The following is a 15,196-nucleotide window of genomic DNA, read 5'->3' as shown; positions in this document are numbered from 1 at the left end:
CTCAGAACCGGAAGAACACCTGCAACTGGCTCTGCCAGGTGCCGTTGGCATCCACAGCCCCAGACACGGTGGTGTTCGGCGTCAGCCGATAGGAGAGGGTTGCCTGGGGAGGAACATCGGTCGTGTTCGGTGCAGCCAGAACGGAGAGGTCGAACTTGTCGGTCAACGCCACACCAAACTCCGTCACCACTGTGAGTGTTGGCGAAATCTGGCCGGAGGTGCGCTCCTTCTCTGATTTCACATCGGGGTTGACGTAGGTCGGAAAAATCGCCACCTGGAGCCGTTGCCCCATGGCATCGGTCAAGGTGCCCAGCACCGGTGAGAGCAGCGACTGACTCAGCATCGTGGCCAAAGCAGCACCACCGTTTCCGCCCAAAGAGGCCAGGGAATTACCACCGATCAGACCCAACAGCTGCTGCTCGCTCATAGGTGGTGTGCTGCGTAGAACAAGATTTTCTTTGTCAACCAGACGGTTGGCCGGCCCGGTGGCCTGGACCATGACCTTCACCAAGCGGAGCTGACCACCCTCGGCATAAGCGCTGCCCGTGCCATTGGAAGCAAATAGGTTGGCACTGGTGATCTGATCGCTGCTGCCCGCGCTGACGGTGTCGGAGACCCTGGCTTGCATGGCGATATCCACATAGGGCACCAGACCCAGCGAGGGAGTAAACACCGCTGCATTCGCCGCCTGCGGATCCAAACGCAGTGGAGCAAGGGGAGGAATCCAGATCCTGCCGGACTTGAGCCGGATCAAGCCTCGCGCCTCCAAGGAGGGATCCAAGGGGCCGTTCAACGTGACGGCGCCTCCCCCTTTGAAGCTGATCCAAGGGGGCATCAGCACCTCGATATCAGGGCCCAGGGCCAGTCGAAGATTTTCAAAGCGGATAGCCGACAGTTTCGGCATGAACCGTTGCAGCTGATCCGGACCTTGGATGGATCGGTTGGGGCCCATTAGGACCAGAGGTTCCTGGAAGTCCCACTTCTCCGCCAGGAGTTGCATCACCGATTCGGAACCGGGCTGTACCTCCTTTGAGGGGCCCTCAACACCGGTGGGAACGAGGGTTTGAAGTCCGCGCCGCCGCAGCCGTCCGAAGAATCCGGACTGCGGCCGAAGCGTGCCTCGAGACAGGGTCAGATCTCCAGAGATGATGGGTTGCAACAAAGCACCGGAGACCTGCAGTTCACCATCGGCCTGGAACTGCACGATCGGCTGACGAATCTGACCTTGGCTGAGTTGCAAGGTGAGGGGTGGAGCATCGCTCCGGGGAGCAAACAGGCCGAGCGTTCCTGATCCACTCAACTTGCCGCCGCGGCCCACCTCGGCCTCAAGGCGTTGCACCAACACCCGATCGAAATCGAAGAGAACCGAGGCGTTGATCCGGCTCAGCGCCTGTTCACCGATGCTGAGGTCACCGTTGGTGACGACAAGAAAGCCATTGGCTTGGGGTTGCTTCAGGGGCCCGCGCAACAGAAGTCGCAGATCCGTGCCCCCCTGCTTGACCGTCAGCGAATCGCCCGCCAGAAGCGTCAAAACGCCAAGGGCATCCCCATGGCTTTCGATCTTCAGGTTCAGATCGGCATCGGGGTCGAAGGGAACGACCCCCGAAACGATGATGGGTTCCTTACTGTCCCCCCCCCTCAGGGCGAGATCCAGGCGGATCAAATCACGGTCGACGACGACCGATCGCTGCTCCAACTGCAGGGGTTGGCCCGCCAGACTTGCGGACTCCAGCACCAAATCGGAGACCAGCAGGGGCGCATCTCCGCTGAGGTCGTAACGGCCGCGGATGCCAACGCTGCCGCGCAGCTGCGGCGGAACAGGTGCCAGCAACGCCAGCAGCGATAACGGAACCTGCAGCAGCGAGAGGTCACCAGATCCACCGAACAGCGGGCCACGCAATGTGGCGACCATGGGTTCGAGCTGGAGAGCCTTGGCCTGGTCGTCCCCTTCAATCCACAGATGGGCCTTGGCGATGAGATCGGCCTTCAGATGCTTTGGATCAGGACCCTGGATCGTTCCCGAAACATTGACCCGTCCTTCCAAGCGCTCCAGCTCTGGTCCTTTGCTGGGATGGGCCAGGGCATAAGCCTCGAGAGCACGTCGCGATTGCGCCAACGCTTGTAACTGCCCATCGAGGGAACCGCCGAAAGTATTGATGAACAGAGTTCCGAGATCCTCGGCACGCCCAGAGGCCAGACCGGGATGGGTGTCGTTCCCTCTTAATTGACGGGAAATGAGCGTCAGCCAGGTGACATCAAGACCTTCCGCCTCGATCTGGCTATGCATCCGCCCACCTAGATCTCCACGGCCCTTCAGCCGAATGCTGCCAACCAGGGGGATAAGCGTTGCATCTGCCTGAAAACGTCCATCCGTCAGGGATCCCTCCACATTGAGGCTCTCCATAGCGATTCCTGCCAAGGAGGGTTCTGCGATCGCAGCAGAACCACTGACCGCGAACGGGGCCATGGCCAGGCTCCCCTCACCCGTCAGCTGGCCAGCCACCGCTTTGGGCTGGTTGACCGGCGTAACGATGAATCGAAGACCATCGATGTTGAGGTCCGCTGCACTCCATCGGTAGCGGCGTTGCCCACCTCTGGGCGCCACACCATCCAGGCGCAACTGCCCCTCGCCACGGTCCAGACGCACGGCCTGAGGCCAACCATCTGCGGCGAGCTCGGCCACGAGCAAGCCGGGCACTGAGGGCTGCTGGGCCGCCATCTCAAGACGAGCGCCACGGCCGAGCACACCACTGAGGCGCCCTTGCCAACGCTCGGGAACCTGCAAGGCCCCGAACCGGGGTTGGTCCAGCATCAGCCTGATATCTGTCTGAAGGGCTGACAGTGCACCGTTCAGCCGCCCCCGCGCCGCCACCCGGCCGTTCAAAGGAGTGCCGACCAAGGGGCTGAAGCGGCTCATTTCCAGAGGTTTGAGTTCAAAGCCGCTCTGCAGTTCACCGGCTTGAAGCCGCCCCTGCTCCAGTTGCAGAGGCAGGCGCGCTTGCGCCCGCAGCATCGGGCTGGTGAAGCGATCCAGTACTAGAGCCGAATCAGCCGTGGACCATCGGGTCTGGAACGACCAGCGCTCCAGAAGAGGATTAATCGCCTGGCCAAGCTTCAGGGTCAGATCCGGTGAGGCCAAAGCACCACTGAAGTCAACGGCTCCAAGGATCGGAGCGGTTTGACCCAAGCCAGCCTGAAGCGACGGGACGGCAGACCAGAAGCGGGAATCAATCTGCAGCTCGGTGCTGCGCAGATCCAGGTTGGATCCAATCGTTCCAGCAAGCCCGAAGCGCAGTCCAGGGGCGCTGAGCCGGAGCCGGTCCACCAAAACAGCCGGTTGCTGAGGTTGAAGCCAAGGGGTGCGCCACTGACCATCCAACGTCAGAGCTGTGTTGAGGCCCATGGTCTCCGGCAGCTGGAGCTGACCATCGGCGCTCCACCGGGGCTCCTCCCAGGGGCCCTGGATCCGGAGCTTCAAGCGATCCTTGCTCGCGGGGCTGACATCTGAGCTGCGAACTTCAGCACGAAGATCAAAGCGTTTGTTCAAAGCCACGGAGCCTGAGGCCAGAGCCTCAAACGACCCGAAACGCAGTGTTGCGGGCTCCAACTTCAGTTGATCACCCTTGCAACCAATGCTGAGACGACGGCTCTGGACTAACGCAAGTTTGAGACGGTTCAGCCTGACTCCACCCCGGCAGTTCAAGGCGCCACCGGTCCAGCTGATCTGGACATCGCCCTGCAGTTGCCCTGAGGCATCCAGATCCTGCGTGGGGGCCATGACCGTCCCGAACGGTTGCAGATTGAGCCGATCCAGCCGACTGCGCAGCCTGAAGCTGGGCCGATCCCAGTGCCCTTGACCATCCAGGCGCAACGAACCTTCGGAGTCGACCCAGCGCAGTGAAGATTCAGTGCTGAAAAATGCCTCCCCCAGCAAAACCGAGCCCTGGCTGCTGAGTTCAAGGGTCTGCCGCTGGGGGCCGAAACGCAGCCACGCGGGATCAGCCAACTTGTACTGGAGCCCAAGCCGCGGCAGGTCGCCTTCGCCGCTCGCAGGTCCAAACGTCCAGTAATGACCTGCCTCATTGACCTCTAACTGGCCGCGCAGCTTGTGCAGGGTGATCTGCAGAACCGGCTGCAAACGCCGAAGACTGGCCAGGGGCGCAAGGCTGACCTCAAATCCCGCCAGGCTTAGTTCAGAACGATCCGCCTCTGACGGCAGGATCTGGCTGGGGCCAATAGCCATTCCCCAAGGGCGTAATCCCTTGTAGGGACCGAGTTTCAGCGGATGACCAAGAGGAGCCGAAAGAGCTCTTTCCAAGGTGGGACGGAAGCGGGCAACGGTGCGCTCCGCAACACGATCAAGGGCGATGAAACCCGCTGTTCCAGCACCGATCAGAACGAAACTGCCCGCTGCTAGCAAGGCTCTGCGCCGCGTTTTCCCCATCAGACGCGACGGACATCCCGGAATCTCGCGCAATATAAGGAGACTGTTTTCAGTCCACCAGACCCCATGTCCTTCGATCAGCTGCTGCTTACTGCCGCTCCCTGGCTGGGCTGGTCCGGTCTTGGGCTGGGAGTGCTGACAGGTGTTGCCTTCCTCGCCCGTTGGGGCATCCGTTTTCGCCTGGTCGGCGTCAGCAGCTTCACGCTGTTGCTGGCGGTCAGCTGCTGGGCATTCGGCGTGAGCTACACACCACCCGTGGTGGTGGAGGGCGCTGTACGGGCGCCAATCGTGTTCGACAACGGCAACGACCTGGTCGTGGCACAGGTTCCGACCGACCTAGCTCCTTCAACAGTCCAGGCCACCCTGGAGCAACTGGAAGGGAACCTGCGTGGCTCCGGCCGCAGCAGCAGCACTGTGCTGGTGCGGTTACGGGGAATCCAGACAGAAGGCGACGGCCAGGGCCGCCCCGTCATCCTTGGCGAGGTCAGCAAGACCTTTCGTTGATGCCGAACTTCAACGACACGATTCAGGAGCTTCCCCAGTCGTTTCGCAGGGAAAAAAAGGAGCTTGATCAGGCTGGCATCAACCACTGGTCGGCCATCCGTGACCTCACGGATCTGGAGTTGAGCCAACTGGCCCGCAGCGGTCAGGCATCGGCCCGCAATCTCAAACGGCTACGGGGCATGGCGAACTTGGTCTGCGGGTTGGATCTCCCCCCCCAGGACGCCGCGCTGCTGATGCATGCCGGCATTGCCACACCGGCCGCTTTAGCGGCGTGCAGCCCCGAGCGCCTCGTACGCCAGACCGGCAGGCTGGAGCGCAGCCTCGGGACAAAAAGGCCCGCCGTCGTGGATCTGAAGGTGGCCGGCGACTGGATCCGACGCGCCAAACAACTTGCGAACTGACCCCAAGAACCCTGACTTGCTGTCCAATCCTGCGTAAGAAGAATTGATGAGGTTGTCCCCCCTGCGCACAGCTCTGGTTGCTTTGGCTCTGATCGGGTCTCCCTCACTTGTGGGTGCTGCTGATTCAGATTTGCTCAACAGCGTCAAACGCAATCCTGAAAAAGCCAAGGCGATGTGTCGTTCATTCCGGGACATGAACGACAACGGACAATCGGCCTACTCCAAGAAAGCCACCCGCAAGGTCGCCACAAGTCAGAACCTGAACTTTCAGGATGCGGAAATCCTGGTGACCTACGTCGTGGGGATGCATTGCCCCAATGTCCGCTGAGACCAATGGAGTTCACTGCCGCCATGCGGCGCTGACGCTTCCTGATGGCGTCGTGCTGCAGTCGAGGCTTTGGCACCCCAGCCATGGCGGACCCTGGCCTGCCTTGCTGATGCGGCAACCCTATGGAAGCCGCATCGCCTCAACGGTCACCTACGCCCATCCAACGTGGTGGGCCTCCCATGGATTCCTAGTCGTCGTTCAAGATGTGCGAGGTCAAGGGGAATCTGAGGGCAGCTTCGGGGGATTTGGTCAGGAAGCGGCCGACACCACCGCCACCCACGCCTGGGTTCGCCAACTGCCGGAGTGCAATGGCCGCCTTGGGGCCTACGGGTTTTCGTATCAGGGATTAACCCAGCTCACCGCAGCTGAATCCACGCCGCCACCGGATTGCACAACACCGGCGATGACCGGACTGGACGAACGTCGCCACTGGAGTTGTGAAGGAGGTGCCCACTGGTGGCACCTTGGACTCGGCTGGGGGCTCCAGCTCGCCGCTCTTCAGGCACAGCGACGCGGTGATGCAACGGCCTGGCTGGAGATCCGCAGAAGCCTGGAAGACAACCGTTACCTGCGGGATGGGCCTGCACTGCTGGAACGCCATGACCCCGACGGCATGGCTTGGAGATGGTTGCAAAGCGACCCGGCCCAGGAGCAGCAATGGACGGTTCATCACCCCCCCGTGACCTGGCTCCAACGCCCGATGCTGTTAATCGGCGGATGGTGGGACCCGCATTTGGTAGGCCTTCTCGACCTCTGGTGTCGCAGCCAGGCCGCCGGAGGTCAGCCATCACTCCATATCGGACCGGCCTCCCACCTGCAGTGGTGGCCGGAAACCCAGCAGCTCTTGCTGCAGTTCTTCCAGGAGCATCTACAGGATCGACCACCACTGGAGCCAGCGCCAACCAGCCAGCTCTGGAACATCACGGACCATCACTGGGACTCCATCCCCGCACCAGACGCGGTGGGAGAGATGTCATGGGGACTGCGAAGCCAGGGACTGGCCTGCATCGATCCACACGACGGTGCGCTCGTGATGGATGGAGAGGGAGAGGGCGGGGTAAGCATTGTTCATGACCCCTGGCGACCGGTTCCAGCCATTGGTGGACACCTCGGAACAACCCCTGGCCCCGTGGACCGCTTTGCGGTTGATCAACGCAGCGATGTCGCAACATTCACCTCTGCACCTTTGGGGGCTGAACTGCTGCTGTCGGGTCAGCCGTTGCTGCTGCTGAACGCCCAAGCAGACCAGCCAGGGTTTGATCTCTGCATCAGCCTGTCGCGCCTGCCTGCTGACGCCAACACAGTTGTGCAACTGAGTACGGGCGTCCTGCGAGTACGAGGGGAAGAGGCGCTGACATCAGCGATCCGCAACGTGACCCTTCAACCCCTTCAGGCCGCACTGGCTCAGGGAGATCGCTTGCGGATCTCAATCGCAGCAGCAGCGTGGCCTGCCATTGGCGTCAACCCTGGGCACGACGGCGTGCCCTGCGGAGCACCAAGCCAGGAGCATCGTGTGGTGACGCTGACACTCGAGCTTGCTGACTCCACCCTGCAGCTGAACCCCTTTACCTCCGGCAGACTGAAGCTCGACTGATGTTTGTGCTTTGAAGCTCTCTGCTGCCCTGCTGGCCATCGCTCTGTCAGCCCCGATGGGGTTGATCAGTCCCGCAGCAGCGGAGGAGCTAACCAGGACTGAACTCACACCAGCCCAGGCAACAGCGGCCGCCGAAGTCCTGCTGGAGGCTCTGAAGGAACGCCAAGGGAACGTGATGCATGGCGCCCTAGCCGCTCCAGTCCAGACCAGTGTTGATGTCAGAACCGTCCAGGCTCGCCTTGACCAACGCGTAGCCATCGAAGCGAGCCGCATTGTCAGCGTGATTCCCGGCTACAACACGACCACGATTGACGCTGTCGTGACCACCGCATCCGGTGACGAAGGGATGCTGATGGTGCTGGACGAGGACGGCAAGCTACTCGCCTGGAAGTGGACCGATCAGATCCAACCCATCGAAACAACAGCGCTGGAATTCACCCGGGACCTTGCGGCAGGCCGTTGGATTGCCGCAAGGTCCAAGATGTCCTTGCAACTTCAGGAAGAGCTGGCTCCTGGAGACCTGGAACGCAAGTGGACCAAGCTCAGCCGAGTCGCTGGTGGTTACCGCAAGGTCAAGGACGCTGTAATCGCCCACCAGGGGGGGGATCAGCAACTCGTCCTCGTGGCTGTTGCCTTCGGCAAGGCCACATCCAACTTGTTTGTGATCTTCGACGAACGTGGTCGGATCATCAACGTCGACATTTCCAGGGACTTCGTCTGAAGATCAGCGGATTTGTTTCGTAAATCAGGCTTAACATCGCGCCCAATTCTTAGGTCTCCCATGGGTGTCGCCGCAGTCCTCGACTGGATGGTGCAGGACGGCGAACGGTTGGCGAATTGTCGCCATGACCACCCGTTCGCGGTGCTCGGTCCCCAGCCCTCAGATCAGGGTTGGACCGTGCGGATGTGGATGCCAGAGGCCCAAAGCGTGACCCTGCTGGTGGCTGGCGAACAAATCGCCATGACCACGCCGAACCACCCCTGGGTGTTTGAGGCAGAGATCGGCAAGGACCCTGGCCTGGACTACCGGGTCCGAGTCGAACGAGGCGGCATCGTTCACGAACAGCACGATCCCTGGGCCTTCCGAGGTGAATGGATGGGCGAAATGGATCGCCACCTGTTTGCTGAGGGCAACCATCACCACATCTGGCAAAAGATGGGTGCCCACCTCACCGAGCGAGAAGGCATCACGGGTGTGATGTTCTGCCTTTGGGCTCCCAACGCTCTGAGCGTCTCAGTCATCGGAGATCTGAACTCCTGGGACGGACGCCACCACCCCATGCAACAGCGTCTCGGGGGCATCTGGGAATTGTTCATTCCCGGCCTCAATGAAGGCCATCTCTACAAATACGAAATCCGCACCCAGGACGGCCACTGCTACCAAAAGGCTGATCCCTACGGTTTCCAGCACGAAGTTCGCCCGGACAACAGCTCCGTGGTGGCCCGCCTGAACGGATACAGCTGGGACGACCAGGAGTGGATGCAGAAGCGGGACAGCAGCAACGCGCTGGATCAACCCATCTCGGTGTATGAAATGCACCTGGGCAGCTGGATCCACGCCTCAGCGGAGGAGCCGTGGATTCAACCTGACGGGACCCCCCGCAAACCGGTCCCTGCGGCGGACATGAAGCCCGGTGCTCGCCTCCTCACCTATGCCGAGCTCGCCGATCGCCTGATCCCCTACGTCAAGGAGAGGGGATTCACCCACATCGAGGTGATGCCGATCACCGAGCACCCCTTCGATGGGTCGTGGGGCTATCAGGTGACGGGTTGGTACGCCCCCACCAGCCGCTACGGAACGCCTGATGAATTCCGGGCCTTCGTGGATCGGTGCCACGCCGAAGGGATCGGGGTGATCATCGATTGGGTTCCCGGCCATTTCCCGAAGGATGCCCATGGCCTTGCTTTCTTCGATGGTGCACACCTTTACGAACACAGCGATCCACGGATCGGGGAACACAAGGAATGGGGCACCCTGATCTTCAACTACAGCCGCAATGAGGTTCGCAATTTCCTTGTTGCCAATCTGATCTTCTGGTTCGAGCAATTCCACATCGATGGCATTCGTGTGGATGCGGTGGCCTCGATGCTGTATCGCGACTACCTGCGTCCCGATGGGGAATGGCTCCCGAATGAGAACGGCGGGCGGGAAAACACCGAGGCGGTCCGCTTCCTCCAGCAAGCCAACCACGTGCTGTTCCAGCACTACCCCGGAGCCCTCTCCATTGCGGAGGAATCAACAACCTGGCCGATGGTGACGCAGCCAACGGACATCGGAGGGCTCGGATTCAACCTCAAATGGAACATGGGTTGGATGCACGACATGCTCGATTACTTCGAGCTGGACCCGTGGTTCCGCCAGTTCCATCAGAACAACATCACCTTCTCGATCTGGTACACCTACACCGAGAACTTCATGTTGGCGCTGAGCCACGATGAAGTGGTGCACGGCAAAAGCCATCTCCTGCACAAAATGCCAGGAGATGACTGGCAGAAGTACGCCAACACAAGGGCTTTGCTGGCCTACATGTGGACGCACCCCGGCAAGAAGACGATCTTTATGGGGATGGAATTCGGCCAGCGGGCCGAATGGAACGTTTGGGGGGATCTGGAGTGGGATCTGCTCAACTACGAACCTCACAAAGGCATCCAGCGACTGGTGGATGACCTCAACGTTCTCTACAAGGCGGAACCGGCCCTGTGGCGTGACGACTTCGACCAGTTCGGCTTCCAGTGGATCGACTGCAATGACAACCGCCATTCCGTCATCAGCTTCATGCGTCGGGAGAGCAGCAGCGGCACCTGGCTCGTAGTGGTGGCGAACTTCACTCCCCAAAGCCACTCCAACTACCGCGTGGGCGTTCCGCTCGCGGGCTTCTACGAGGAGATCTTCAACTCCGATGCGGCCAAATACGGCGGCAGCAACCTCGGCAACATGGGCGGCAAACCGACGGAAGAGTGGGGCATCCATGGCTATGAGAACTCCCTGGATCTCTGCCTGCCACCGCTGAGCCTGGTGGTGTTCAAGCACGACCCGAAACGCAGCCTGAGCAGCAGCGACCCCGACAACATCCTGTGACGAAGGTGATGACTATTAGGGGGTGAAGCGCTAGTGGAGCCTTTGATTCAGGTAAGTTTTCGGCTGACCTGACCGGGCTTGATGAGCGACTCTTTACCCCTGCTCCTGCGTGCTGCGCGAGGTGAATCGGTGGAGCGTCCTCCGGTTTGGATGATGCGCCAAGCCGGGCGCTACATGAAGATCTACCGGGACCTACGTGACAAGTACCCCAGCTTCCGTGAGCGGTCCGAAAACCCTGATCTCTCCTATGAGATCTCGATGCAGCCGTTTCATGCCTTCAAGCCTGACGGCGTGATCCTGTTCTCCGACATCCTCACGCCCCTACCGGGGATGGGGATTGACTTCGACATCATTGAGAGCAAAGGCCCCCAAATTGGCGACCCAATCCGAAGCATGGCCCAGGTGGATGCCCTGCACCCGCTGAACCCAGCAGAGTCGATGCCCTTCGTGGGCGAAGTTCTGGGACGTCTCCGCCAAAGCGTTGGAAACGAGGCGGCTGTTCTTGGTTTCGTTGGTGCCCCCTGGACCCTCGCCGCTTACGTGGTGGAGGGCAAGAGCAGCAAGAACTACGCGGTGATCAAGGCCATGGCCTTCCGCGAGCCCGACATGCTTCACAAGCTGCTCGACCACTTCGCTGAGTCGATCGCCAATTACCTGCGCTACCAGATTGATTCCGGCGCCCAGGTGGTGCAGATGTTTGATTCTTGGGCTGGCCAGCTGAGCCCTGCTGACTACGACACCTTTGCTGCGCCTTATCAGAAAAAAGTGGTGGATCTGGTCAAACAGACGCACCCTGATACCCCCTTCATCCTCTACATCTCCGGTAGCGCAGGTGTTCTCGAGCGGATGGCCAACACCGGCGTCGACATCATTTCGCTGGATTGGACGGTGGACATGGCGGAAGCCCTGGCGCGCTTGCCGGAGCACATCGGTGTTCAGGGCAATGTGGACCCCGGCCTGCTGTTCGGCACCCCAGAGGCGATCGAGGCTCGCATCGATGACTGCGTCCGCAAGGCCCGCGGTCGCAAGCACATCCTCAATCTGGGCCATGGAATCCTGCCGGGAACTCCCGAGGAGAACGGTGAAGCCTTCTTCCGCTCCGGCAAGAGCGTGATGGACCGTCTCGGGGCTGCCGTTTGACCCGCATCCTGGTGACCGGCGCCAGCGGCTGCGTCGGTCAGTACGTCTCCCGCTGGCTGCTGGAGAATTCCGAGGCAGAGTTGCTTCTCTGGCTGAGGGACCCCGCCAAGCTCAATGCTGTTCCTGCAGACCACCCCCGCATCCGCCTTCTGGTGGGGGATCTTCGGGACACAGACCGGTTTGCCCATGAGCTGGCAACAATCAACCGGGTGATCCACACCGCCACAGCCTGGGGTGATCCCGAGCGGGCCGAACAGGTGAATGTGGTGGCCGTGAAGCGGATGCTTGAGCTTCTGGATCCAGCCAAGCTGGAACAGGTCATCTATTTCTCAACGGCCAGCGTGCTCGACCGGCACCTACGTCCACTGCCGGAAGCTCTGGCCTACGGCACGGAATACATCCAAACCAAGGCCCGCTGCCTCAGGGATCTGGAAGAGCACCCCCTGGCCAGCAAAATCATCGCCGTGTTTCCCACCTTGGTGTTTGGCGGACGGGTCGATGGCACCAGCCCCTTCCCCACCAGCTATCTCACCGAAGGCTTGGTTGAAGTGAGCCGTTGGCTGTGGCTGGCCCGTTGGCTGCGGGTGGATGCGAGCTTCCACTTCATCCATGCGGAAGACATCGCCCGCATCTGCGGCCTGTTGGCAACACATCCCCATGAGCCAAACCGTGAGCCCGGTCAAGGGGCGCTGCGCCGCGTGGTCATGGGTCAACCAGCCATTTCAGTGAACGACACCGTGGCAACCCTCTGCCGCTGGCGCGGTGTTGCTCGCACGCCAGGCATTCCGCTCTGGCCATGGCTGATTGAAACGCTAATCCGCGTTCTCCCCATTGAAGTGAACGCTTGGGACCGATTCAGCATTCGCCAGCGACACTTCATTCATGACCCGGTGACGCAGCCGGAACGCTTCGGTGGCAGCAGCCATGCTCCCGACTTAGCAACAGTTCTTTGTGATTCCGGATTGCCCAACCGCGGAACCCCCAGAGCAGAGCGTAAAATTGCTCGATAGACATAGCTCTTTCATGCGCTCCGTCATCCGCACCGTTGCAGCTGCTTGCTGCGCATTCCTGATGCTGATCGGCCTCAACGTCGGCACAGCTCAAGCCGCCACCGTTGAAGTGAAGCTAGGCACCGACGCCGGCATGCTCGCTTTCGAGCCTGCAACCGTAAACATCAAGGCAGGCGACACCGTCAAGTTCGTCAACAACAAATTGGCACCTCACAACGCTGTCTTCGAAGGCAACGATGAGTACAGCCACTCCGATCTCGCCTTCAACCCCGGCGAATCCTGGGAAGAAACCTTCGCTACCGCTGGCACCTTTGACTTCTACTGCGAGCCCCACCGTGGCGCTGGCATGGTCGGCAAGGTGATCGTCGAGTGATTCCAAAATTTCTCTAGAAATCAAGGTTTCATCCCAATTGAACTGATAAACCCTGAGCTGTGTGTCAATCACAGCTCAGGGTTCTTTTTTTTGCCAGAAACGATGGATACCTTGGAGTATTGGAAGGATTTTGATGGCACGCGCTGCAGGCCTGATCCTGACGCTCTTGATGATCGTCGGTTCGACTGATCTGCTGTCATCCCCGGCGATGGCGATGGACACATCAGCCTTTGAGCAAGGCGAGCAGATTTTCAACAGCAACTGCGCGGCCTGTCACATGGGAGGCGGCAATGTGATCAGCGCCAAACGCACGCTGAAGATCAGCGACTTGAGCAACCACGTCGAGGCCTACACGAGCGCCCCTTTGGAGGCTCTTGAGCACGAAATCGAGGATGGCCTCAATGCAATGCCCGGCTATGCCGACAAACTGAGTGAAGAGGAGATCATTGCGGTGGCCACCTATGTCGAACAACGGGCTGAATTGGGCTGGTAAGTGCGATGAGTCGTGAAGCTCTTCAAGATTTTCTGCGGGCGATCGAGCATCACCAGGGATTGCGACGCGATGCTGCGCGTTGCAGCGATGACATCGAATTACTGGCCCTGGCCCAGCGCCATGGCTTCGACGTTATCCAGCGAGATCTCAGCGACGATGCTCAGGAATCAGCCATCACTCGCTGGTTTGAAACCAGCAGGATCCAACGCTCCTTTCAATCACCACCCTCTCAATCAACACCGTCTCAATCAACACCGTCTCAATCAACACCGTCCTGATGGCCGTTATCACCCTGCTCAGTGATTTCATTGATGGCACCAGCATGGCTCTGGCCGAAGACACCGATGCCGCCGATCTGAACGCCTTCATGACCGCCAATCAAGGCCGACTCTGGGCGAGCGTGCAACAACGCCGAAGGCAGCGACGTCAAACCGTCGTGCGCCGCGGCCCGGGAACGGTGTACTTCGCAGCGGATGCCACCGGCGCAGCCACTGTGGAGCGCTACCTCAGCAGCGAAACAGGATCAGTAGAGGAAGCAGACGCCATGCAGGCCATGCAGGCCGCAGGGGTGGAAGTTGCACCCCATGTGGGGGCTGACCGCGAGCGCGATGCACTGCTCAACGGTCAATTGCAGGGGCTGACCGACCAAGCCAAGGCCGAGGGTTTCGGCTGAACCAACCGACCACGACCCAATGACGCTTCCCAGCAACCCCCTGGGCCTAGAGAGTTTTAAGGAACTGGTCGACTGGACCGTCTCCTACCTCCACTTCAAACACGCACTGGAGGTCATTGCCTTCACCCCAGAGATCGCGACGGCCTACTTGAACAACTTCAGCGACTTCAAAAGTCGCTACGCCACGGAGATGAAAAAGCAGGAAATCCTGGAAGCCCGTCTTCCCAAGGAGATGCGAGAGACGATTGAGGCTGAAAACGCTCACCGTGCACTCCTAAGGCAGCTCCTCAACGGTTGACCAGGTACCAGCTTCGATTCAAAAATTTTTGGTTGTCGTGATGGGATGCACGGGGTCAGGTCCAGCACAACATCCAAAATCTTCCCAGTTGAGCTTAAAAGTTGAGCTCAGCCCCCATCAACTTGGCAACCGACAAGGGCACCACCAACAGCGCCAGCAGGAATCGACCATATCCAATTGTCCTTTTTGGCAAGGGCACCACCCAAAGCCCCACCCAGAACACCACCGGTCAAGGTTCCTTCTAGACAAGAGTTGTTGTCTTCTTTGCCAGGTTTCACGACAACAGGACGCGCATCAGTCGTGGTTGTGGAATGTGAATGATGATCATGCGCGACGTATCCCTCCCGATGCTTATGACTCTTCTTCCCATGAAAATGCATGTTGTTCGGGCATGGTCGTTCGACTTTGACCTCACGACTGCTCACATAGCCGGGGTTTTCTCGTGTACCAGGGTGGTATTTCTCAACATATTCATTCTCATAGCAATTTTTTGCTTGGGCATAAGACTTGTGAGCAAGAGCCGGCTGCTGCAAAGAGGGAATAAAAAGCATCCCTGGAAGAAGGGCAGTCAAAACTTTTTTCATCAATACAACATTCACATTCACCTAGTCATCATATAACCGCTTTTCATTGCATGCATGCATTCGCCATCCTGAAGTGCGACAGAATGTGTCCAGCCAACATCGAAAATAATTTCTCAACCTTGAGTTTTGTTATGCGAATTCCAACCAACAAACTGAGCATTCAATATCTTTTAAGCAGATTGCAATATTTTCATCCCTCGATGAGGGATCTTTGAAATGCCTCCATCCCCTAATCGAGGAACTGGATTAATCCAACTTGAGCTGGTCCAATCAAT

The 15,196-nt window shown here is 59.6% G+C and carries 15 protein-coding genes; 13 read left to right on the top strand and 2 right to left on the bottom strand.

Features of this window, described 5'->3' with window-relative positions:
- Position 1 precedes the first annotated feature (1 nt).
- Entirely contained in the window at positions 2-4,444 is a 4,443-nt protein-coding gene (locus tag FZX13_RS01510; protein ID WP_226406631.1) for a translocation/assembly module TamB domain-containing protein, read from the bottom strand.
- 66 nt (positions 4,445-4,510) lie between these two features.
- Between FZX13_RS01510 and FZX13_RS01505 the strand changes: the two genes are divergently transcribed.
- The 13 genes from FZX13_RS01505 (at position 4,511) to FZX13_RS01445 (ending at position 14,337) form a co-directional block, all read left to right on the top strand.
- The gene (locus FZX13_RS01505; RefSeq protein ID WP_166016685.1) at positions 4,511-4,948 is read left to right on the top strand and encodes a Ycf51 family protein; all 438 of its coding nucleotides are present in this window, start codon (positions 4,511-4,513) and stop codon (positions 4,946-4,948) included.
- A complete protein-coding gene (locus FZX13_RS01500) occupies positions 4,948-5,349 on the top strand; it encodes a DUF4332 domain-containing protein (RefSeq protein ID WP_226398451.1) in 402 nt (133 codons plus the stop codon). Before FZX13_RS01505 ends, FZX13_RS01500 begins: the two co-directional genes overlap by 1 nt.
- A gap of 46 nt (positions 5,350-5,395) precedes the next feature.
- Complete coding sequence (locus tag FZX13_RS01495) at positions 5,396-5,677, top strand: hypothetical protein (protein WP_226406629.1); 282 nt, start codon at positions 5,396-5,398, stop codon at positions 5,675-5,677.
- A complete protein-coding gene (locus FZX13_RS01490) occupies positions 5,667-7,271 on the top strand; it encodes a CocE/NonD family hydrolase (protein ID WP_226406627.1) in 1,605 nt (534 codons plus the stop codon). Before FZX13_RS01495 ends, FZX13_RS01490 begins: the two co-directional genes overlap by 11 nt.
- Before the next feature lie 10 nt (positions 7,272-7,281).
- On the top strand, positions 7,282-7,992 hold the full coding sequence (locus FZX13_RS01485) for a DUF3887 domain-containing protein (RefSeq protein WP_226406625.1): 711 nt from the start codon (positions 7,282-7,284) through the stop codon (positions 7,990-7,992).
- Between the two features lie 60 nt (positions 7,993-8,052).
- On the top strand, positions 8,053-10,350 hold the full coding sequence (gene glgB / locus FZX13_RS01480) for a 1,4-alpha-glucan branching protein GlgB (RefSeq protein WP_226406623.1): 2,298 nt from the start codon (positions 8,053-8,055) through the stop codon (positions 10,348-10,350).
- An 81-nt stretch (positions 10,351-10,431) separates the two neighbouring features.
- On the top strand, positions 10,432-11,490 hold the full coding sequence (hemE, locus tag FZX13_RS01475; RefSeq protein WP_226406621.1) for a uroporphyrinogen decarboxylase: 1,059 nt from the start codon (positions 10,432-10,434) through the stop codon (positions 11,488-11,490).
- On the top strand, positions 11,487-12,500 hold the full coding sequence (locus FZX13_RS01470; protein WP_226406619.1) for an NAD(P)-dependent oxidoreductase: 1,014 nt from the start codon (positions 11,487-11,489) through the stop codon (positions 12,498-12,500). The genes hemE and FZX13_RS01470 overlap by 4 nt, the downstream gene beginning before the upstream one ends.
- Before the next feature lie 13 nt (positions 12,501-12,513).
- Complete coding sequence (petE, locus tag FZX13_RS01465) at positions 12,514-12,873, top strand: plastocyanin (RefSeq protein WP_226406617.1); 360 nt, start codon at positions 12,514-12,516, stop codon at positions 12,871-12,873.
- A gap of 133 nt (positions 12,874-13,006) precedes the next feature.
- Positions 13,007-13,366, top strand: a complete 360-nt coding sequence (locus tag FZX13_RS01460) for a c-type cytochrome (RefSeq protein ID WP_226406616.1) — start codon at positions 13,007-13,009, stop codon at positions 13,364-13,366.
- A 5-nt stretch (positions 13,367-13,371) separates the two neighbouring features.
- The gene (locus tag FZX13_RS01455; protein WP_226406614.1) at positions 13,372-13,644 is read left to right on the top strand and encodes a Nif11-like leader peptide family natural product precursor; all 273 of its coding nucleotides are present in this window, start codon (positions 13,372-13,374) and stop codon (positions 13,642-13,644) included.
- Positions 13,644-14,039, top strand: coding sequence for a hypothetical protein (locus FZX13_RS01450; protein WP_226406613.1), 396 nt, complete (start codon positions 13,644-13,646; stop codon positions 14,037-14,039). The genes FZX13_RS01455 and FZX13_RS01450 overlap by 1 nt, the downstream gene beginning before the upstream one ends.
- Before the next feature lie 19 nt (positions 14,040-14,058).
- Positions 14,059-14,337, top strand: a complete 279-nt coding sequence (locus FZX13_RS01445) for a hypothetical protein (protein WP_226406611.1) — start codon at positions 14,059-14,061, stop codon at positions 14,335-14,337.
- A gap of 107 nt (positions 14,338-14,444) precedes the next feature.
- On the opposite strand, the gene FZX13_RS01440 is transcribed toward FZX13_RS01445, so the two are convergent.
- Entirely contained in the window at positions 14,445-14,921 is a 477-nt protein-coding gene (locus FZX13_RS01440; RefSeq protein ID WP_226406609.1) for a glycine zipper 2TM domain-containing protein, read from the bottom strand.
- Between the last annotated feature and the right edge of the window lie 275 nt (positions 14,922-15,196).

It is taken from the genome of Synechococcus sp. MU1625, from assembly GCF_020514205.1.
GTDB lineage: Bacteria > Cyanobacteriota > Cyanobacteriia > PCC-6307 > Cyanobiaceae > Parasynechococcus.
Note: the sequence above shows the minus strand (reverse complement) of the source record. Positions and strands in the feature narration are given on the sequence as shown.

What these genes read in the sequence shown, in the direction of transcription:
- petE (WP_226406617.1), top strand. Translation starts at nt 12,514, where the DNA reads ATGCGCTCCGTCATCCGCACCGTTGCAGCTGCTTGCTGCGCATTCCTG.
- hemE (WP_226406621.1), top strand. Translation starts at nt 10,432, where the DNA reads ATGAGCGACTCTTTACCCCTGCTCCTGCGTGCTGCGCGAGGTGAATCG.
- FZX13_RS01505 (WP_166016685.1), top strand. Translation starts at nt 4,511, where the DNA reads ATGTCCTTCGATCAGCTGCTGCTTACTGCCGCTCCCTGGCTGGGCTGG.
- FZX13_RS01510 (WP_226406631.1), bottom strand. Translation starts at nt 4,444, where the DNA reads ATGGGGAAAACGCGGCGCAGAGCCTTGCTAGCAGCGGGCAGTTTCGTT.
- FZX13_RS01500 (WP_226398451.1), top strand. Translation starts at nt 4,948, where the DNA reads ATGCCGAACTTCAACGACACGATTCAGGAGCTTCCCCAGTCGTTTCGC.
- FZX13_RS01440 (WP_226406609.1), bottom strand. Translation starts at nt 14,921, where the DNA reads ATGAAAAAAGTTTTGACTGCCCTTCTTCCAGGGATGCTTTTTATTCCC.
- FZX13_RS01455 (WP_226406614.1), top strand. Translation starts at nt 13,372, where the DNA reads ATGAGTCGTGAAGCTCTTCAAGATTTTCTGCGGGCGATCGAGCATCAC.
- FZX13_RS01490 (WP_226406627.1), top strand. Translation starts at nt 5,667, where the DNA reads ATGTCCGCTGAGACCAATGGAGTTCACTGCCGCCATGCGGCGCTGACG.
- glgB (WP_226406623.1), top strand. Translation starts at nt 8,053, where the DNA reads ATGGGTGTCGCCGCAGTCCTCGACTGGATGGTGCAGGACGGCGAACGG.
- FZX13_RS01495 (WP_226406629.1), top strand. Translation starts at nt 5,396, where the DNA reads ATGAGGTTGTCCCCCCTGCGCACAGCTCTGGTTGCTTTGGCTCTGATC.
- FZX13_RS01460 (WP_226406616.1), top strand. Translation starts at nt 13,007, where the DNA reads ATGGCACGCGCTGCAGGCCTGATCCTGACGCTCTTGATGATCGTCGGT.
- FZX13_RS01450 (WP_226406613.1), top strand. Translation starts at nt 13,644, where the DNA reads ATGGCCGTTATCACCCTGCTCAGTGATTTCATTGATGGCACCAGCATG.
- FZX13_RS01445 (WP_226406611.1), top strand. Translation starts at nt 14,059, where the DNA reads ATGACGCTTCCCAGCAACCCCCTGGGCCTAGAGAGTTTTAAGGAACTG.